This is a genomic window from Tenacibaculum sp. IB213877 (assembly GCF_034043975.1).
Taxonomy (GTDB): domain Bacteria; phylum Bacteroidota; class Bacteroidia; order Flavobacteriales; family Flavobacteriaceae; genus Polaribacter.
In genome coordinates this window covers 137,731-157,489 of the sequence record NZ_JAXCHH010000008.1, presented here as the reverse complement: position 1 = coordinate 157,489, position 19,759 = coordinate 137,731, and the positions used below count along the sequence as shown (strand labels likewise).

General features: G+C 29.4%; 23 protein-coding genes. 14 read left to right on the top strand and 9 right to left on the bottom strand.

Annotated elements, in window-relative coordinates; genetic code table 11:
* Window position 1 precedes the first annotated feature (1 nt).
* Entirely contained in the window at window positions 2-280 is a 279-nt protein-coding gene (locus SLH33_RS10140; RefSeq protein ID WP_320419004.1) for a DUF4834 family protein, read from the bottom strand.
* 141 nt (window positions 281-421) lie between these two features.
* Between SLH33_RS10140 and SLH33_RS10135 the strand changes: the two genes are divergently transcribed.
* The 7 genes from SLH33_RS10135 to SLH33_RS10105 all read left to right on the top strand — a co-directional run bounded on the left by SLH33_RS10135 (window position 422) and on the right by SLH33_RS10105 (window position 8,092).
* Window positions 422-1,777: a transporter gene (locus SLH33_RS10135; RefSeq protein WP_320418979.1), complete on the top strand. Its 1,356-nt coding sequence runs from the start codon at window positions 422-424 to the stop codon at window positions 1,775-1,777.
* A gap of 18 nt (window positions 1,778-1,795) precedes the next feature.
* Window positions 1,796-2,914, top strand: a complete 1,119-nt coding sequence (locus SLH33_RS10130) for a GTP cyclohydrolase (RefSeq protein ID WP_320418978.1) — start codon at window positions 1,796-1,798, stop codon at window positions 2,912-2,914.
* Window positions 2,914-3,621 carry a 16S rRNA (uracil(1498)-N(3))-methyltransferase gene (locus SLH33_RS10125; protein WP_320418977.1) on the top strand — a complete coding sequence of 236 codons (708 nt, stop codon included), beginning with the start codon at window positions 2,914-2,916 and terminating at the stop codon, window positions 3,619-3,621. Before SLH33_RS10130 ends, SLH33_RS10125 begins: the two co-directional genes overlap by 1 nt.
* A 164-nt stretch (window positions 3,622-3,785) precedes the next feature.
* Window positions 3,786-4,820 carry a helix-turn-helix domain-containing protein gene (locus SLH33_RS10120; RefSeq protein WP_320418976.1) on the top strand — a complete coding sequence of 345 codons (1,035 nt, stop codon included), beginning with the start codon at window positions 3,786-3,788 and terminating at the stop codon, window positions 4,818-4,820.
* 687 nt (window positions 4,821-5,507) lie between these two features.
* Window positions 5,508-6,149, top strand: a complete 642-nt coding sequence (locus tag SLH33_RS10115; protein WP_320418975.1) for a DUF4159 domain-containing protein — start codon at window positions 5,508-5,510, stop codon at window positions 6,147-6,149.
* Entirely contained in the window at window positions 6,133-7,056 is a 924-nt protein-coding gene (locus SLH33_RS10110; RefSeq protein ID WP_320418974.1) for a bile acid:sodium symporter family protein, read from the top strand. Before SLH33_RS10115 ends, SLH33_RS10110 begins: the two co-directional genes overlap by 17 nt.
* On the top strand, window positions 7,049-8,092 hold the full coding sequence (locus SLH33_RS10105) for a lysophospholipid acyltransferase family protein (RefSeq protein WP_320418973.1): 1,044 nt from the start codon (window positions 7,049-7,051) through the stop codon (window positions 8,090-8,092). Before SLH33_RS10110 ends, SLH33_RS10105 begins: the two co-directional genes overlap by 8 nt.
* Here SLH33_RS10105 and SLH33_RS10100 read toward each other — a convergent pair.
* Genes SLH33_RS10100 through SLH33_RS10080 form a run of 5 tightly spaced genes read right to left on the bottom strand, consistent with a single transcriptional unit; the run spans window position 8,079 to window position 13,704 of the window.
* The gene (locus tag SLH33_RS10100) at window positions 8,079-11,003 is read right to left on the bottom strand and encodes a glycoside hydrolase family 3 N-terminal domain-containing protein (protein WP_320418972.1); all 2,925 of its coding nucleotides are present in this window, start codon (window positions 11,001-11,003) and stop codon (window positions 8,079-8,081) included. The genes SLH33_RS10105 and SLH33_RS10100 overlap by 14 nt on opposite strands.
* 36 nt (window positions 11,004-11,039) lie before the next feature.
* Window positions 11,040-11,525 carry an ABC transporter ATPase gene (locus SLH33_RS10095; protein ID WP_320418971.1) on the bottom strand — a complete coding sequence of 162 codons (486 nt, stop codon included), beginning with the start codon at window positions 11,523-11,525 and terminating at the stop codon, window positions 11,040-11,042.
* A gap of 11 nt (window positions 11,526-11,536) precedes the next feature.
* Window positions 11,537-11,959 (bottom strand): hypothetical protein, encoded by a 423-nt coding sequence (locus SLH33_RS10090; RefSeq protein WP_320418970.1) that lies wholly within the window; start codon window positions 11,957-11,959, stop codon window positions 11,537-11,539.
* 5 nt (window positions 11,960-11,964) lie between these two features.
* On the bottom strand, window positions 11,965-12,795 hold the full coding sequence (locus tag SLH33_RS10085; RefSeq protein ID WP_320418969.1) for an exonuclease domain-containing protein: 831 nt from the start codon (window positions 12,793-12,795) through the stop codon (window positions 11,965-11,967).
* Window positions 12,796-12,849: 54 nt separating this feature from the next.
* Window positions 12,850-13,704, bottom strand: coding sequence for a PPK2 family polyphosphate kinase (locus SLH33_RS10080; protein WP_320418968.1), 855 nt, complete (start codon window positions 13,702-13,704; stop codon window positions 12,850-12,852).
* A 144-nt stretch (window positions 13,705-13,848) separates the two neighbouring features.
* Between SLH33_RS10080 and SLH33_RS10075 the strand changes: the two genes are divergently transcribed.
* From SLH33_RS10075 to SLH33_RS10050, 6 genes are all read left to right on the top strand, one after another.
* Complete coding sequence (locus SLH33_RS10075; RefSeq protein WP_320418967.1) at window positions 13,849-14,358, top strand: flavodoxin family protein; 510 nt, start codon at window positions 13,849-13,851, stop codon at window positions 14,356-14,358.
* A gap of 109 nt (window positions 14,359-14,467) precedes the next feature.
* The gene (locus SLH33_RS10070) at window positions 14,468-14,977 is read left to right on the top strand and encodes a DUF3124 domain-containing protein (protein ID WP_320418966.1); all 510 of its coding nucleotides are present in this window, start codon (window positions 14,468-14,470) and stop codon (window positions 14,975-14,977) included.
* Window positions 14,978-15,001: 24 nt separating this feature from the next.
* On the top strand, window positions 15,002-15,163 hold the full coding sequence (locus SLH33_RS10065; protein WP_320418965.1) for a hypothetical protein: 162 nt from the start codon (window positions 15,002-15,004) through the stop codon (window positions 15,161-15,163).
* Window positions 15,164-15,225: 62 nt separating this feature from the next.
* On the top strand, window positions 15,226-15,558 hold the full coding sequence (locus tag SLH33_RS10060) for a metalloregulator ArsR/SmtB family transcription factor (protein ID WP_320418964.1): 333 nt from the start codon (window positions 15,226-15,228) through the stop codon (window positions 15,556-15,558).
* Window positions 15,559-15,596: 38 nt separating this feature from the next.
* Complete coding sequence (locus SLH33_RS10055) at window positions 15,597-16,208, top strand: protein-tyrosine-phosphatase (protein ID WP_320418963.1); 612 nt, start codon at window positions 15,597-15,599, stop codon at window positions 16,206-16,208.
* A gap of 2 nt (window positions 16,209-16,210) precedes the next feature.
* Window positions 16,211-16,684: a DUF6428 family protein gene (locus SLH33_RS10050; RefSeq protein WP_320418962.1), complete on the top strand. Its 474-nt coding sequence runs from the start codon at window positions 16,211-16,213 to the stop codon at window positions 16,682-16,684.
* Between the two features lie 33 nt (window positions 16,685-16,717).
* Here SLH33_RS10050 and SLH33_RS10045 read toward each other — a convergent pair whose 3' ends face one another.
* Window positions 16,718-18,022 carry an NAD(P)/FAD-dependent oxidoreductase gene (locus tag SLH33_RS10045; protein WP_320418961.1) on the bottom strand — a complete coding sequence of 435 codons (1,305 nt, stop codon included), beginning with the start codon at window positions 18,020-18,022 and terminating at the stop codon, window positions 16,718-16,720.
* Window positions 18,023-18,147: 125 nt separating this feature from the next.
* Between SLH33_RS10045 and SLH33_RS10040 the strand changes: the two genes are divergently transcribed.
* A complete protein-coding gene (locus SLH33_RS10040) occupies window positions 18,148-18,579 on the top strand; it encodes a hypothetical protein (protein ID WP_320418960.1) in 432 nt (143 codons plus the stop codon).
* 38 nt (window positions 18,580-18,617) lie between these two features.
* On the opposite strand, the gene SLH33_RS10035 is transcribed toward SLH33_RS10040, so the two are convergent.
* Together SLH33_RS10035 and SLH33_RS10030 are read right to left on the bottom strand one after the other, a co-directional pair.
* Entirely contained in the window at window positions 18,618-18,998 is a 381-nt protein-coding gene (locus tag SLH33_RS10035; protein ID WP_320418959.1) for a secondary thiamine-phosphate synthase enzyme YjbQ, read from the bottom strand.
* Window positions 18,999-19,008: 10 nt separating this feature from the next.
* Window positions 19,009-19,758, bottom strand: coding sequence for a LytTR family DNA-binding domain-containing protein (locus SLH33_RS10030; RefSeq protein WP_320418958.1), 750 nt, complete (start codon window positions 19,756-19,758; stop codon window positions 19,009-19,011).
* Window position 19,759: the final 1 nt, after the last annotated feature.

The following is a 19,759-nucleotide window of genomic DNA, read 5'->3' as shown; positions in this document are numbered from 1 at the left end:
ATTAATCTATTTCTTCAAAATCAACATATTCTCCTACCGAATCGTTACTTTTGTTTGCTTTAGTCGGTTTTTTATCTATTACTGTTTCTCCTACGTTAACCTGATTTTCTTTTTGTTGATTGCCAAATTGCTCTTCTGCTTTTTGTTGCATTTTGTTAACCATTTTTTTCATCAAATAAGGTGCAAATAAACGTACTAAGAATTTAAATGCGTAGTAAATAAACAGGATTATAAGAATTGTTTTAAGAAAATTTAAAGGTCCTGCTTGGTGTATCTCCATCATAAATAGTATTCTTCAAATAAAATCAATCAAAAATAACAATTTGAAGCAAAATGATGCGTTAATAGTTTGGTAAACTTATATTGACTATTAATATTTTTACTGTATGTTTGTATAATCCCTAAAATTGTGAGTTTTTAAATGATTAAGAAGCTTTTAATTCTTTTTGTTCTCTTATTTTCAATTTGTGTTTCTGCGCAATATACTGAAGTTATCAACTCAAATCGTCCTGGTTTTTCTGAGAGTCCATATAGCGTGGGTACAGGTGTTTATCAATTTGAGTCAAGTTTATTTTATAGAAAAGCAGATGCTATACCTACGTTTAGCAATCCGCAAGCCTATGGTTTAAACTTACATTTTAGAACAGGATTAATCAGTCAAAAATTTGAACTAAACTTAACCACTGCTATCCAACAAGATAAAATGGCTTTTAAGAATGTTTTTGAGTCGTCTTACAATCAATTTGGATTCGGACAATTTACCATAGGCGCAAAATACTTAGCATACCATCCTGATTATAGCAAAAGAGAAAAGGAAATAAGAAGTTGGAGAAAGCGACATTCTTTTGATTTTAGAAGATGGATTCCTCATGTTGCTCCTTATATTGGATTAAATTTTGGAAGTTTTTTAAACGATTATCATCAGCGTGGAGGCATAACACCAAAAGTTGGAGTTTTATTACAAAATGAATTTTCAAATAAGCTTAATGTAATTACCAACATCTATTATAATTACATTGGTGGTTACTTACCTGAATGGTCATATGTTTTAACCGGTACATATAACTTTAATGATAAATGGTCTGGTTTTGCAGAACATCAAGCTTTATTTAATAAAGAAGAAAAGCAAAGTAATTTAGGTTTAGGTGCTGCTTATTTATTTAATAAGAATTTACAAATCAATGGTTCTTTACGTGCTACTTTTCAAGAAGAAACAGCTGGTTTTTACACCAGCATTGGAGTTTCTTACCGAATAGACAATCATGTAGATGATTTTATTGAATTAGATGAATTTGGTAATAAAATTGAACCAGAAGAGACACAAACATATAACAAAGGCTTCTTTGGTAAATTGTTTGATAAGATTGGCAGTATATTTAAAAAGAAAGACAAAATTGATCCTCAAATTGATGAAGAAACAGAGATTTCTGAAGACGAAAAAGTGGAAGATCCAAGAAGAAGATCTCGTCAAAAATCTATTATTGATGATTTAACGAAAAAGGACGAAAAAGAAAAGAAAAAAACTACTAAAGCTGAGAAAAAAGCAGCTAAGAAAAAACAAAAAGAGGAAGAAAAAGCTTTAAGAAAGCTTGAAAAGGAGAAGGAAAAAGAAGAAAAGAAAAAAGAAAAAGAGCGTAAAAAACTAGAAAAAGAAATACAAAAACTAGAAAAAGAACTCAAAGAAGAGGAAGAAAAACAAAAAGAAGAAGAGCTTCAGAAGAAATATGAAGAAGAAAAAAAGAAAAAAGAAAACGAAGCTCCTAAAAAAGATGATTAGAAATTTTATTTTTGCTGTATGATTCAGTTAAGAGAAATAAAAACCAAAAAGGAAATGAAACAATTTGTTACGTTTCCTTTTTCATTATATAAAAACAACCAATACTGGGTACCTCCTATCATTAAAGATGAAATTGATAGTTTTGACCAAGATAAAAACCCTGTTTTTGAACATGCTGACGCCCGTTTTTTTATTGCAGAAAAAAATGGAGAAATTGTTGGTAGAATTGTAGCTATTATCAACAATTATGAAGTAGAAAAACAAGGCATTAAAAAAATGCGTTTTGGGTGGTTTGATGTTGTTGATGACCTTGAAGTTTCTAGAGTTTTAATTGATAAAGTTAAAGAAATAGCCAAATCTAAAAACCTTGAATATATTGAAGGTCCTATAGGTTTTAATAACTTAGACAAAACTGGGGTTTTAGTAGAAGGATTTGATCATATTGGTACCATGATTACCTGGTACAATCATCCATATTATAAAGATCATTTAGAAACTTTAGGCTTTAAAAAAGAAAAAGAATACTTAGAAAATAAGTTCTCTTTTAACAACGTTAACATTGATAAATATATTAAAGCCAGTAAATTAATTCAAAAAAGATATAATTTACAACCTTTAAACTTTACTTCCTCAAAGAACATAATGCCGTATGTAGAAGAAATGTTTGACCTGTTTAGTAAATCATATTCAAAGCTTTCATCATTTGTTCCAATTTCTGATGCTCAAATTGATTTTTTTAAGAAAAAATACATCGGTTTTATCAATCCGGAATATATTAAATTTGTCACCGATAAGAATGGTAAATTAGTAGCTTTTGCCATTATTATGCCTTCATTTGCTAAAGCTTTGCAAAAAGCAAACGGAAAACTCTTCCCTTTTGGAATTTTTCATTTATTAAATGCTAGAAAAAATTCAAAAGATGTAACATTCTATTTAATTGGTGTAGATCCAGAATATCAAAACAAAGGAGTTACTGCTATTATTTTTGAAGAGTTTCATAAAACCTTACTAAAAAAGGGAATTGAAAATTGTATTCGTACTCCAGAGCTAGAAGAAAATGAGGCTATCAGAAAAATTTGGTCAGATTTTAATCCGACAACTCATAAAAGAAGAAGAACTTACAGATTAGACCTATAATGCAACTTTTTTATAATCCAAACATATCATCAGAAACTAATCAAATAATTTTCAATAAAGACGAAAGTCGTCATATTGTTAGGGTTTTACGTAAAAAAGAAGGAGACATCTTGCATATTACCAATGGCAAAGGTTGGTTGTTTACTTCAGAAATTAGTGTAGCTAATGATAAAAAATGTGTGGCTACTATTATTCATTCTGAAGAAAAACAAAAAGACTGGAATTATTATTTACACATAGCCATAGCACCCACTAAAAATAACGACAGGTTAGAATGGTTTTTAGAGAAAGCTACTGAAATAGGCATTGATGAAATTACTCCTATAATTTGTCAAAATTCTGAAAGAACAGTAGTAAAAAAAGAGCGTTTGGAAAAGATTATTCAATCTGCCATGAAACAATCTTTAAAATTTACGCTTCCAAGATTAAATGATGCTATAAAATTCTCAGATTTTATAAATAAACCTTTACAAGGTGATGTTTTTATTGCTCACTGTGAAGAATCAGACAAAAAAACACTTAAAGAAGTTGTAAAACTTAACACAAACATAACAATACTTATAGGTCCAGAAGGTGATTTTTCTTCTTCTGAAATTAAAATAAGCTCTGATAAAAAACTCATTCCCATTACCTTAGGAAAAAGTCGTTTACGTACAGAAACAGCCGCTTTAGTGGTTACTCAAAACATTTCATTTTTGCACCAGTAATTCATTTTTTTTAGTATTTTGGGGACAAATCCCCCATTAAATTGAATACTGCAGAAATTTTTAACCTTTTTCTTATAATAAGTGCTATCCATGGTTTTGTGTTTAGTTTTTTAATGTTTTGTTCAAAAAGAGGACGAGATAAAAGTATGTTATATCTAAATCTTATGATTTTATCTATATCTATTAACAACTTACAATCATGGGCGCTTGAAAGAGAATTAATACAACACAAATTTAAATTAGTATATGCTCAATATTCATGGCATTTTTTATCATTACCCTTTTTTTATACTTTTTTGATACATTATTTAGGTATTGAAAAAAAATCTTTTAACCTTTTAAGAATTGCCTTTCCTATTTTTTTTGCGCTATGTATATTTCAAACAGGGTTTGTACTTTACATAAAGGATATGTATGATAGAACAACTATTGATCATTTGTATGAAAAATATTCATCTTTTGAAGAGTTTTTTAGCTTAATTGTTTCTTTGATTGTATTTACTTATTCTTTTTATATAATATATATAAGAAAAGAGCTTTTTAAAAAAATTCTTTCTTATGATAATTTAAAATGGATTTACGCTTTTTTTATCTTATTACCTATAGGTTATTTACTCTGGTTAGGAGCATTAATCATAAAATTCAAATTAAATTTTTCTGGTTTTATATTTTCATATTATCCTCTACGCATTTATACAACAATTGTTATTTATTGGCTAGGATATCAAGGCATAAAACATTTAAGAATATTAAAAGAACGTAAACAAATTAGACAAGATTTTATTCCTTCAACAATTAGCAATAGCAATACATTTTATTTAGAGGAAACTCCTGCTTTATCAAAAAAGGACAAAGAAAAAGATGCTCAATTTATTTCAATAGAAAAATTTATTACACAAGAAAAAAAGTATTTAGAACCAAAATACTCTTTATTAAACCTATCAAATGATGTAAATTTAAGCACTAGTACATTGTCTGCACTGATAAATACTAATGCAAATAAAAGTTTTAGTGATTTTATAAATGAAATGAGAGTTGAGCATGCTAAAAAACTATTAATTGATCCTCGTTTTTCAAATTACACTATTACCTCTATTGGCTTAGAATCCGGATTTAATTCAAAATCAGCTTTTTATGATGTTTTCAAAAAACAAATAGGCACTACTCCATTGGCTTATAAAAATCAAAATCATCAATAATTTAAATTATCTTTTTATAAAAAAGGCTAATAAAAAGCATATCTTTTGATAATTAAATTTTATTAATTCATTTCAACACATATATTTGCCTTAAAATAAGAAAACAGACAGATAAATCATTTTATCTTTTACAAATAAATAATCCCCTTTTTATTCAACGTCCTAAAACAAGTTCTATCAATGAAGTTTTAGGACATTTTTTTTAATCATAAGTTTTCAATACTCCTTTTTTGATAACCATTTATTATAAAATAGATGTAAAAAAGTCCTAAAACAACCAATTTGGTTGTTTTAGGACAGCTTTATTAAATAAAAAAATACCTTTATTAAGAATTTAAATAACACCATTAAAATAATTGAAGGGCTTTAATGATGTTAACACCAATTCAATGATATTTATGGGGACTAAGCTCCTCATTATGAAAAAGGAAAAAGGCAAAACACTATTGATAATCAATAGTGTTTTTTGTTTTTAAACATAAAAAATTACAATATTTCTAAAATTGGATGTTTTGGGACTCAATAATTTAATCATCTTGTTATATTGTGATGAAGTTTAAAATGTAGTTTCGTAGATAATTTTTTAGGGGATTATTGTTATCTATGAATTCTAAGAAAAGCATCGTTTTTTAACGATGCTTTTTATTGCTGCACATTTAGTATCTTGCTGCCTTATGATTTAAAATAATGAAGAAAGTATTTGTGTGTTTTTTCTTATTAATATGTCAATTTGTTTTCTCACAACAAATGGGTGTTTTGCATTATAACGGTGGAGGTGATTGGTATGCTAACCCAACTGCTTTAAAAAATCTTATTGAGTTCACCAATCAGCATTCAAAAACTAATATAGATCGTACTATTGCAACTGTAAAAACAAATGATGAAGATATTTTTAATTATCCTATTGTTTTTATAACCGGTCATGGAAATATTTTTTTTAATCATGATGATATTGAAAATTTGAGAAATTACTTGATTTCTGGAGGTTTTTTACACATTTCTGATAATTACGGAATGGACAAATACATCCGAAGAGAACTCAAAAAGCTTTTTCCTGACCTAGAGTTAAAAGAAATCCCGATTAATCATCCTATTTATAATCAAACTTTTACTTTTCCTAACGGACTTCCAAAAATACACGAACATGATAGAAAGCCTCCTCAAGGTTTAGGACTTTTCTATGGAAATCGATTAATTATTTTTTATGACTATGAAAGTGATTTAAATGATGGTTGGGAAGATGCAGAGGTGCACAATGACCCTAAAGAAGTTAGAGAAAAAGCCTTAAAAATGGGTGCAAACATTATTGAATATGCTTTTAAACACTAACCAAAACATTCAAATAGACGATATAAAAATAAATTTTGATACCGAAGCTCTATGGATGCTCAACGTGGCTTTAGCAATTATTATGTTTGGAGTAGCGCTGGGAATAAAAGTGGATGATTTTAAACGATTAGTTAAAAATCCGAAGATTTTATTGGTTGGAATGCTTTCACAATTCATCTTATTACCTTTTTTAACTTTTTTAGCCATTTTAATTATAAAACCATATCCAAGTATAGCGTTGGGTATGATGATGGTGGCTGCTTGTCCAGGAGGTAATGTTTCTAACTTCTTTAGTAAAATGGCAAACGGAAATGCAGCTCTTTCTGTTAGCTTGACCGCTTTTGCTACTTTAATTTGTATAGTTATGACTCCCTTTAACTTACACTTTTGGGGTAGCTTATATGAACCCACAAATACAATTTTAAAAACGGTAGAATTAAATCCTTTCGAACTCTTTAAATTAGTTTCTCTTATTCTAGGCATTCCACTAATTTGTGGAATGCTCATCAATCATTATCATTCTGAAATGGCCACTAAAATAAACGCTGTATTGCGTCCGTTTTCCGTTTTTTTCTTTTTAGTATTGATTGTTATTGCATTGTATGATAATGTAAATGTTTTTCAAAATCATATCCATTTGGTTTTATTTTTAGTTATTTTTCACAACATTTTCGCCTTTATTATAGGGTACACTACTAGCTACCTTTTCAAACTCGATAAAAAGGAAAGGAAAACCATATCAATGGAAACCGGAATTCAAAATAGTGGATTGGGCTTATTACTTATATTTGATTTTTTTAATGGCTTAGGAGGAATGGCGCTGTTGGCAGCTTTTTGGGGAGTTTGGGACATATTTTCAGGAATTACATTAGCCACCTACTGGGTAAGAAAAAAAGAACATGAATAGGTTATTATACAACTCTTTTAAAATTATTGTTAAAGTAGGATTGTTTTTTTACAACAAAAAAACAAAGGTTTCAGGTGTTGAAAATATACCCAAAAAGGGAGCTATATTGTTTGTTGGCAATCATCCTAATGGACTAATGGATCCTCTGATTATAGCTAGTAGTTTTTCAAGAAATACTCATTTTTTAGTTAGAGCCGCAGTTTTTAAACATCCAATCGTTGCCAAGTTTTTTAACTGGTTAGGTATGTTGCCTATATATAGAATTAGAGATGGAATTCAAGAATTATCAAAAAATAATGAGATTTTTAATAAGTGTGAAAAAATCTTACGTAAAGGCAAAGCAATTTTAATCTTTCCTGAAGGAAGTCATTTACGAAAAAGAACTATAAGACCATTGAGTAAAGGATTTACTCGAATTGTTTTTGGTATTATAGAAAAATATCCGGAGGTAAAAATTCATATCATTCCCGTAGGAATTACCTATCAAAATCCCTCAAAGTACCCAAGCAAAGTAGCTGTAAATTTTGGAAATCCTATTTTAGCAAATGATTATTATAATAGCAATCATATAAACCAGTCTGCAAACTCAATTAAAGAAAAAGTTACTTCTCAATTAAAAGAATTAACTGTTCATATAAACGATGACGAAAATTACACTGAAATAGAACAACAACTTATTAAGGCTAATGTTGATTTTACAGAAGTAAAAAAAGTGAATCAAATGATTGCTTCTGGCAATATTTCACACAAAGAACAATCCACTCAAAAAGAATTAAAATTTATAAAAATTTTAATTATTGCAAATAGCCTTATCCCTTACTTTCTATGGAAAAAGGCATCAAGAAAGGTTAGTGAAATTGAGTTTGAAGATACTTTTAGATTTAGCTTAAATATTGTTTTTTTTGGGCTTTTTTATTACTTTCAAACTTGGCTAGTAGCTTATCTTTTTGATTGGAAAGTAGGTACTTTATACTTTTTAAGTTCTTTATTATTAGTATTTATTTACACTAAATTATCTCCAACTACTGCAGGATAGCTTCTTGAATTACTTTTTGAATCTTAGTTCTAATATTCTTTCTTACCAAGCCCATATTATTCATATTCGGATACACTCTGTTAGATAAAAAAACGTACACAATACCACTCTGTGGATCTGCCCAAGTATAAGTTCCTGTAAATCCACTATGACCAAAACTTTTGTCAGAAACACATCCACAAGTTGGTTTTTCATTAGGGTTTATTTGCGGCTTATCAAAACCTAAACCTCTGCGGTTTCTAACATCTTCATAATAACGAGTATTAAACTTTCTTACTGTTTCTGGTTTAAAATAATGAACACCACCATAAGTGCCTTCTTGCAAATACATTTGCATAATTTTAGCTACATCATTTGCATTGGCAAATAATCCTGCATGTCCTCCTACTCCGCCTAACATAGCAGCACCCATATCATGTACATAACCATGTACTAACTGATGGCGAAAATAATCATCATACTCGGTTGGCACTATTTCATCTTTATCAAACTTCTCTAAAGGTAAATATGTGGTCCTATTCAATCCTAATGACTTATAAAACTCTTCATCTACTAATTTATTCAGAGGTTTTTTATACTTATACTCTAAAATTTCTTTTAAAATGTAATATCCTAGATCACTGTATTTATATCCTATTCTATCTCGTTGTTCAGATTCTCTGACCAATCGTTGAATAGAATCTTTATACGATTGATTTAAGTACAGGTTTTTAGCAACTTTGATATTGTATTTTTTGGTTTTCTTTGAACTGTAATATTCGCTTAAATTTTCTCCTGTAGTGTCATCTTTTGTACGTTTATAAAATGGTATCCAAGACTGTAAGCGAGCATAATGAGAAAGAATTTCTTTAAGTTCCAAAGTGTCTTTATTACTTTCTTTATAAGAAGGTAAAATATCACGTAAACTAGAGTATAATGATATTTTTTTATCTTCTTCAGCCTTCATTACCATGGGTAAAGATGCTAAAATTTTGGTAAGAGATGCCAAATCATATACATCTGAGTTTTTAACCTCAAATTCCTTTTTATTTGTATGATAACCAAAGCTTTTATTGTAAATAACTTTACCAAATCTAGCAACTAAAATTTGTCCACCTGGAGCCATATGTTCATTTAAAATAGTATCAATATAACGATCTATATCTTCTAATTTATTTGAAGACATCCCCACATCTTCCGGAATTGAATATTGAAATCTATCTAAAGAATTAGTTAATAAACCATGACCTGCTGTAAAATTATCCTTAATTGAAACCGGTAATTTTCCTTGGATAGGAAAGGCTCCAAAAATAGCCTGTGCTGTTAGTTCTTGAGCAAGCTTACTGTTTTGATAAGAAACTACCAATCCTTCTATGTTTTTGAAACTTTTGAACTGCAGTAAACTATACGGACTAGTAAAAACGTTAACTAAAACATTATTATTTCTAGCTATTTCTTGCAACCATACTAAATCTTTATCTGAAAACTTATAGGATTTCCATGGGTTAGTATCTGGCTTATGCAAGCCTACTATAACAATGTTATATTTATTCAATTTTTTTTGTAATCCATCTAAATGCTTGTCTGTAACTACATCTATTTTAGTGTAGTTTTTCATCATATTAACAAAATCATTACCTGAACCATCACCTAAAGAAACATAGGCTATTTTTTTAGTTTCCAAATTTCTGATGGGAATAGTACCAATTTCGTTTTTTAAAGCTGTTATTGAATTCTTAATGAGTTTTCTATGTAAAACCTCATCTTTCGGTGAATTTAAATCTGCTGCTAAATTTTCTTCTGAAATAGGCTTATATGTATTTAAACCTACTAAGTATTTTGCTCGTAAAATTTTTCTAACAGACCTATTAATTCGTTCTTCTGTCAACTCTCCCTTTAAAAGAGCTTCTTTAATTAAAACAATTGTTTTAGGAATATCATCTGGAATTAACAAAACATCATTCCCTGCTTTAATTGCTGCTAAATTGATTTCTGCTGGAGAGGAATAATTAGCTGCACCTTTCATGTTTAATCCATCTGTAAAGACCAATCCTAAAAAACCTAATTTTTGTTGTAATAAATTTGTTACTACGTTTTTTGATAGAGATGATGGAAGTTTTTCGTTACTTTCTAATGAAGGAATACTTAAGTGTGCCGTCATAACACTGGCAACCCCAGAATCAAATTGTTTACGGAACGGATACAACTCTAAAGTATCAATTCTTTCTTCATTAAAATTGATGACTGGTAAAGTATGATGTGAATCGGTTTCGGTATCTCCATGACCTGGAAAGTGTTTTGCATTTGCTAAAACACCTGCTTTTTGCATTCCTTTGGTAAAAGCTATAGATTGTTTTGCTACATTTTCTTTCTTTTCACCAAAAGATCTATTACCAATAATCGGATTGTTTGGGTTGGTGTTAATATCTACTACTGGAGCAAAGTTAATATGAATCCCCACTCGTTTACAATGCTCTCCAATACGTTCTCCTAACTCTTCAATAAGTTTTTCATCTTGAATAGCTCCTAAGGTCATATTCCACGGAAAACGATACGTATTTTTTAAACGCATATCTAACCCCCACTCACCATCAAAACCAATCATTAACGGAACTTTTTTTGCTACTGCTTGATATCTGTTAGTAAGTTGAACTTGTTTTTCAGGTGTACCTTGCATAAAAATTAAGTTTCCTACATGATAATCTCTTATCATTTGTACCACATAATTTTCATGCTTCATATCTTTATTTGAATAAGCCTGCATCATAAACAACTGACCTATTTTTTGGTCAATAGTTAAAGAGTCCATAATACTATTTACCCATACCTCTTGTGCATCTGCATTTTTAGCCCGAAGTGGATCTACACTTTGCGCATTAAGCATTAAACTAAAATTAGTTAGTAGTAGTATTACAAAATATTTTTTGTGCATTCTTCTTCTTTTTATTTTTTTAAAGTAAATCAACTATTAAGCCAAAAAACGATTGTGCCAACTTTGTTTTGCAGGCACTTCCCAATTAGTTTCAAATTCTTCTTTGGTATTTACCATGTTATTAAAAACTATGGTTTCTGAAGTTACTTTTTTTTCTTTTGCAAACTCTTGAAAGTCTGAAAGTTTTACAATATTAATATTGTCTCCATCTTTAAAAGTTACATTCATTTTATCCATTAAATCTACTTTCAATTCATTTTCTAATTCTTTTATAAAACGAACTGAAGCATCTATAGAGCAACCCGAAACATTGTTAAAATTCTCATCTACCGCTAATACCAAAAACTGATTATATTTTATGGTAAATGACCCTTTTAAATCATCGCCATGGCGTGTCCATTGATCAATAAACAACAAGGCTTTAGCACTAATATATTCTATTTCCTCTTGTGTAAACTCTCTATCTGCTTGATAGACCCAAACTCTTGAATTGTTTGGTATTTTTTTATATTCTGTAAACATGTATACAATAATTAATCAAATTTAAATGTATTGTAAAGCTGCACTATTCTTTCTAACTTAACTTTTCTAAGTAAGTTAGAATTGGTAGCTCTAAGCCTTAAATACTCTCTTGCTGTTATTTTGAACTTTTCATTTACTTCTTCAAAATCTAGATTATTATTTGAATTTAACTCTTTAAAATCTGAAGAAGAGAGTTTAAAATACAATAACATTGCTTTTAAATAATCTTTATTTAATTCTTTTCCTGCATCAAAAATTTTTTTTGAATTGATCACTTTTACTCCATTTAGATCAATAGTTATCTTTTTTTTAGAGTTTTTATGTAGTTTAAACGTTCTTTTTTCTTTTGCTTTTTCTGTTGATGAACTGGTTTCTACAAAACCATTGCTTAGTAAAATTTGTGCAAAACTTTCATTTGTTTGGGGATTCAGCATATTATTTATCTTAAATTAAATTTTTGTTGCAACGCTTGTAATTTTTCTTCATCTGTCATATCTGTTTCTTTTGAAGCTGACATTCGTTCTTTAATTTGTCGTAATACTTTTTTGGTGTATAAAGGAAAATCTGCATTTTGTATCCACGAATTGTACCCCGGATTTTCTTTTAACACCTCTTCTACTGTACGTCCTTTGTATTTTCCGAAAGAAAATATTTCTTCTTGATTATCATTAAACAAAATAAATCCTGCAAAATCTGCACGCTCTCTATGTGATGAAAACTCACTCAATGCCTCAACCGAGTTTTCTATATCATCATACATTTTTAATTGTGCTTTTAAAATTTCATACGTTGCTTTGGTATCTGCCTCTGCAGAATGAGCATCGTCTAAATCTTTTCCACAATAAAATTTATAACCTGCACTTAACGTACGTTGCTCTTTTTTATGAAAAATTACCTGAACATCAATTGCTTTTTTATCTTCCATATCAAAATCTATTCCTGCACGTAACAATTCTTCTGCTAAAAGTGGAATATCAAATCGGTTAGAGTTAAAACCAGCCAAATCTGCATCGGCTATCATTTCAAATACTTTAGGAGCTAACTCTTTAAAAGTAGGTTCTGTTACTACTTTTTCGTTGGTTATACCGTGTATTGCTGTTGAAGCCTCAGGAATCTCAACTTCTGGATTTACCAACCACGTCTTACTTTCTTTGTTTCCGTTAGGAAATACTTTTAAAATTGATATTTCTACTATTCTATCGGTTGCAATATTCACTCCTGTGGTTTCCAAATCGAAAAACACAAGAGGTTTACTTAAATTTAATTCCATTTTGTTTAGTTAGCAATTGAATACAGTAGGGAATGTATATTCAATTTAGATTTTTTATTCTTTGTTAAGTTGGTTTACAAATTCGTGTAATTTATCTAACACCTCATCATCTAAAGCAGGCTCTTTAAAGTTATATTTTTCCATTTCATTCAACAACGTTTTTGCTACTATATAACGAGCCGTATCTTTATCATCTGCAGGAACTACATACCATGGCGCATGTGTGGTAGATGTTTTGTTGAGCACATCTTCATAACACTCTTGGTATTTGTCCCACAATTTGCGTTCTTTTAAATCTCCCGGTGAAAATTTCCAGTTCTTCTCCGGAATATGCAAACGACGTAACAATCGATTTTTTTGTTCTCCCTTAGATAAATTTAAAAAGAATTTTAGAATTATAACACCATTATCTGACCAATGTTTCTCAAACTGATTGATTCTTTCCATACGAGAGTGGTAAAAATCATCATCTAAATCCTCTATACCCGTAACAGTAGGAATATTTTCAGAAAAAACATAATCCGGATGCACACGTGTTACCAATACATTTTCATAATGTGTACGGTTAAAAACACCTATTTTACCTTTAGGTGGTAACGCCTCATAATGGCGCCACATAAAATCATGTTTTAACTCTAACTCGGTAGGCACTTTAAAACTGTGTACCACTACTCCACGTGCATTTACATCTTTAAAAACCTCACGTATCAAACTATCTTTTCCAGAGGTATCCATACCTTGTAAACAAACCAAAATACTGTATTTGCCTTCGGCATACATAGTATCTTGTAATTTGCTTATTTTTTTCCGAAGTTTTTTTAGCTTTTTATCGGCATCTTCAACAACTTCTTTAGTAACAGTTTGGTGTAGTTGTATAGGTTGAGAAACTTTGTATTTGTCTATATCCATCTTCACTTTTCAAATTATAGCCTAAATGTATAAAAAATATGTTTTTTACCATTGATTTTAACTTGAGAGTTATCAATTTTAACAATGATTTTTTTGAAATACTTGGTACAGTAATACTCAATTTTACCATCAAAACAAACTCATATGAATACGAAAGTAATTATACAAGCAAGCTCACAAAGCAACCGAAACACCCAAAAAGTAGTAAATTATGTAAACCAAAACAATATGTTTGATGTTATTGATTTAGCTACCAAAAAAATAGGTCATTACAGCTATGAATATGTAAATGCTCATGATGATTTTTTACCTTTAATGGAGGATGTTATAACCAAATACGACACTATTATTTTTGCAACACCTGTGTATTGGTATACCATGAGCGGAACTTTAAAAGTGTTTTTTGACAGACTTTCTGATTTAATACGCATTCACAAAGATTTAGGAAGACAATTACGCGGTAAAAAAATGGCGATGATCAGTAATTCTGCGGAGAATGATAGACGTAACGGATTTGATATGCCTTTTGTAGAAAGCGCCAAGTATTTAGGTATGGAATATTTAGGTGATGTTCATACTTTTTTTTGTGGTGATGAAATTCATGAGGAAGCTAAAAAGAAAATTGATGAGTTTAGAGAAAATATTGTACGCTAATATTTATTTTATTTACGTTATTTTAGCTAACGTATTGCATTTTCATGTTATTCAACATAAAATACTAATGTCCAAAAATTAAAATTTTATAAAAAAATACCTTTTTAAAATGAGAATAAAATATTTTTTAATTTTCAATTTAGTTTTTACTTTAAGTTGTAATAACAATAAAGAAATTAGCTCAATAAATTCAGAAAATTGGTTAAAAAGAACTGTAAATGTAATTAAAAATGATTCTCTTGAATATGGTAAATCTTATTTATCTGTTTATTCACAAATATATAGTTTATCTGAAAAAAAGACTCATAATTTGACATCAATGATTAGTGTAAGAAATACAAGCGATCAGGATTCTATATATATTTTGCGTGCTGAATATTATGATACCCGTGGTAAATCTGTCAGAAATTATTTTACGAAACCAATTTATTTAGCTCCTTTAGAAACCGTTGAGATTGTAATAGATGAAATTGATGTATCTGGAGGAACTGGTTCTAATTTTATTTTTGAATGGAAAACACCTATATATTGTCCAGAACCCTTATTTGAAGCTATTATGAGTTCAACGATAGGAAAACAAGGCTTATCTTTTACGACTCAAGCAAAGAGAATAAAATAATATTTTTTTTATTTATAAGATAGTATGTCCAAAAAAGGAAAAGCAAAAAATACGGTTAATAAAGCCAAACATTCAAGATTGATGCAACAAAAAAAGAACAAATTGCGTCAAGAAAAACTTGAGCATAAAGCTCGTTTAAAAGCTATTATTAAAAAAGCAAATGAGCAAAAAGAGGAAGAAAAATAACTTTTTCTTTAAAAAAAGTTTTATCATTTAATTTATTAATCGTAATATTGCAATAAACAAATATGGGAGTTACTAAATCAGAAATATTTACCAATCAGCAAAACGAAATTGCTCAAATAGCCAAAGTGTTAGGGCATCCTGCACGTGTGGCAATTCTTCAACATATATTAAAAATGCAAGCATGTATTTGTGGTGATTTGGTAGAAGTTATTGGTTTAGCGCAACCAACTATTTCGCAACACTTGAAAGAGTTGAAAAACATAGGCATTATTCAAGGAAATATTGAAGGCACTAGCGTTTGTTACTGTATTAATCAACAACGATGGGAGGAAATTCAACAGATTTTAATGAGTTTATTTTCTACTGATTTTTCAACCGAAACCTGTTGCAATTAAAAAAATTTACACTAATCAATCGTAATATTACGATAAATATGAATACACAACTAACCACAACAATTTTAAATATCAATACAGAACAAATTTCTTCAGAAAGGAAAGAAGTTTTGAATTCTTTTACAGATTATTTACAACGCAAATTGGATAAAAAAGAGCACATAAACATTAATTTTATTTGCACTCATAATTCAAGAAGAAGTCATTTAGGCCAAATTTGGATGCAAACCTTAGCTTCTTATTTTAACATGAATACGATAACTTGTTATTCAGGAGGAACTGAAGCCACAGCCATGGCAAAACCCATTGTAAAAACCTTAGAAAAACAAGGTTTTGAAATCAACTCCATTTCCGAAGGAAATAATCCTGTGTATGCAATAAAGTTTGATGATAATTCACATCCTGTTATATGTTTTTCAAAAGAGTTTTCACATTCATTCAATCCGAAATCAAATTTTATTGCGGTGATGACTTGCTCCCAAGCAGATGAAGGTTGTCCGTTTGTTTCAGGTTGTGAAAAAAGATTTTCTATTATGTATGAAGATCCGAAATTGTTTGACAATTCACCCTTACAAGAAGAAAAATACTTAGAAAGAAGCAATCAAATTGCTACTGAAATATATTATGTTTTGAATCAATTAAAATCTTAAATATGAAATTATCAGAAATCAAAAATCATTTAAAAGACTTACAAACTATTGCTTTTGAATTACCTAACGGAAGTTTGGTTCCGGAACATTTTCATGTAACAGAAGTTGGTAAAGTTTCTAAACACTTTATTGATTGTGGCGGAACGATTAGAAAGGAAGAAGTAATTAATTTTCAACTTTGGGATGCAGATGATTACAATCATCGTTTACATCCTGAAAAATTAATTCATATTATTGAATTATCAGAAAAGACCTTGGACTTAGAAGATTCAGAAATTGAAGTGGAATACCAGGGACAAACTATTGGTAAATATGGTTTAGGTTTTAATGGGAAAAACTTTTTACTAACCACTACTCTAACCGATTGTTTAGCAAAAGATAAATGTGGAATTGAACCTAAACAAAAACCAAAAGTTAAACTTTCAGAATTTCAAAATCAGACTTCTTGCTGTGATCCTGCTAGCGGTTGCTGTTAAAAAACAAACCCAAGCCAATGGCTTGGGTTTGTTTTATTCTACATTAGTATCAAAAGAATATTCGTTTTTGTTTTTATAGGGTCTAATAATTAAACGTGTTTCTCTATCAAAACGGATGTAATTATATACCCAGTTTAAAAATACTACTGCTTTATTTCTAAAACCTATCAAGGAAAAAAGATGCACAAACATCCATACAAACCAAGCAAAAACACCTTGAAATCTCCATTTTGGTAAATCTACAACTGCTTTATTACGTCCAATGGTTGCCATAGAACCTTTGTCGTTATATTTAAATGGTTTTTGTTTTTTTCCTTTTAGTTCAGCTAAAATGTTTTTAGCTAACAATTTCCCTTGTTGAATAGCAGGTTGTGCCATCATTGGGTGACCATGAGGAAATTTTTCTGACTGCATACATGCAACATCTCCTATAGCATACACATTTTTATAGCCTTCTACCCTATTATATCCATCTACTTTATAACGGTTAGCTCTTTCAATAACACATTCATTAGTTAACCCATCTATTTTTTCTCCTTTTACACCTGCTGCCCAAATAACTGTTGAAGCTCTAAAATGATCTTCTCCATTGGTAGTAACCATATCTCCATTATAATCTAACACTCGTAGATTTTTCCAAACATCAACTCCTAACTTAATTAAAAAGTCTTCAGCTTTTTCTGATGCTTTCTTACTCATTCCTTTCAGTAATTCTCCTGAACTTTGGATAAGGTTTATCTTCATTTGACGTATGTCTAAATCCGGATAATCTTTAGGAAGAATCCCCTTTTTCATTTCCGCCAATGCTCCTGCTAATTCAACACCAGTTGGACCACCACCCACAATTACAAAGTTCATGAGTTTTTTTCTATCTTCTAAATTTGAAGTTAATAAAGCTTCTTCAAAATTTTCTAAGATCAAACTTCTTATGTTCAAAGATTGCGGAACAGATTTCATTTCCATTGCATACTTTTGAACATTTGTATTTCCAAAGAAATTAGTATTTGAACCGGTAGCTATAACCAAATAATCATACTCTAAGTTACCAATAGTGCTACTAATTTGTTTTTTTTCAGCATCAATACCTGTAACCTCTGCAAGCCTAAAATAAAAGTTTTCAACATCATTAAAACGTTTGCGTAATGGAAAAGCAATACTATCTGGTTCTAGGCCTCCTGTGGCTACTTGATAAAGTAAAGGTTGAAAGGTATGATAGTTATGTTTGTCTATTAAAACAACTTGTAATTCTTGTTCTTCAAGTCCTCTTGCAACTGCTAATCCTGCAAATCCACCACCAATAATTACAACTCTAGGAAAACAGGTTTGTGGTATGTTCATTATTATTTCTTTTTAAAGTCAGTCAATTAAAGGCTGAATTTTAGAATGGCAAATTTAGTTAAAAGTTTACCCTTTTTTTTATAGCTTTACACAAAAATGTAATTATAATTTCTTAAACTATTTTTATGTTTAACTTTTTAAAGAAAAAGAAGACAAAACATCTTGTTATTAAATGTGATACAGATAATATTACCATAAATAATAAAGAAATTTCTTTTCCAACTAATTATCAAAATTTAGCTACTGTTTTAGGAAAACCAAGTAGACAAATAACCAAAAGTAACACTTATACTTTTTGGGATAAATATGGTATTTTTTGTGGTTATGCAGATGAAAATAATATTTTGTCAATAAACATATATCAAAATAAACTGGACACGAGTGAATACAATACCAAAAATCAATTTAAAGGGAAGTTATTTTTAAATGATGAGGAGATTACTCATAACGATTTTACGAAAATTGGTTTAGGTAAATTAGCAATTTTAAGGCTTGGGAGTGAAAACGAAAATCGTTTTGGTTTTAGTTTAGGAGTTAATAGAGATTTTAATAACTAATTTCCTATAACAGTAACAGCAATCTTTCTTCTTCCTCCTTAATTTCTATGTTCACCTAAATAAATACCTTGCCAAGTTCCCAAATTTAATCTTCCGTTAGTTATCGGAATTTGAACTTGGCATCCTAACATCGAACTTTTTATATGTGCGGGCATATCATCAGCTCCTTCATAGTCGTGTTTGTAATACGGCATATTTTCAGGAATCATTTTATTAATATGCGTTTCAAAATCCATTCTTACAGTAGGATCCGCATTTTCATTAATGGTTAGACTTGCCGATGTATGTTTAATAAAAGCTTGAAACTGTCCTATTTTTATATTTCGAATTTCCGGAATTTCATTTATAACAAGATCGGTTATTAAATGATAACCTCTTGAAAACTCTGGTAATTGTATTTCTTTTTGATAAAAGCGCATAATGCAAAAACTAAAATACTTCTTTTACAATTTTTAAAAACTCTTGCTTTTTTGTTCTTGAAATTGGAATGGATGTTTGGTTTTGTAACAGCAAAAAATCTCCGTCTTTTTTTACAAATTTTTCTAAATAATGAAGATTGATAATGTACGAACGATGACACCTAAAAAACAAATGATTACTTTGTAATTGGGTTTCAAAATAAGATAAAGGTTTACAGATTAATTCTTGCTTTTGATTAGCCAAATGTACTTTTGTATACATACCGTCTGCCTCTAAAAACAAAATATCATCATGTGCTACAAAAACAATTTCTCCTGGTATTTCTAACGCAATTTTATGTGAAGAAAGCGACTTAATGGCTTTTTTGAGTTCTGTAAATTGAAAAGCTACTTTTTTCTCCTGAATATTATTTTTTGCTTTTTGAATTGCCATTTTCAATTCATCAATAGCAATAGGCTTCACCAAATAATCAATAGCTGATAATTTTAAAGCTTCTAATGCATATTGCTGATAAGCTGTTGTAAAAATTAACTGAAAATTGATGGGTTCTGTAATAAAGTCAAGTATTTCTAAACCTGAATATTCTGGCATTTCAATATCTAAAAAAACAATATCTGGCTTAAAATCATTTATAAACTTAACACCTTCTAAAAGGTTTTCTGCTGTTTTAACATGTGTTATCTCTTTAAAAAATTCTGAAAGCATTGTGTGCATTACACTCCTTGCTTTAGCCTCATCATCTATAATTAATGCTTTCATT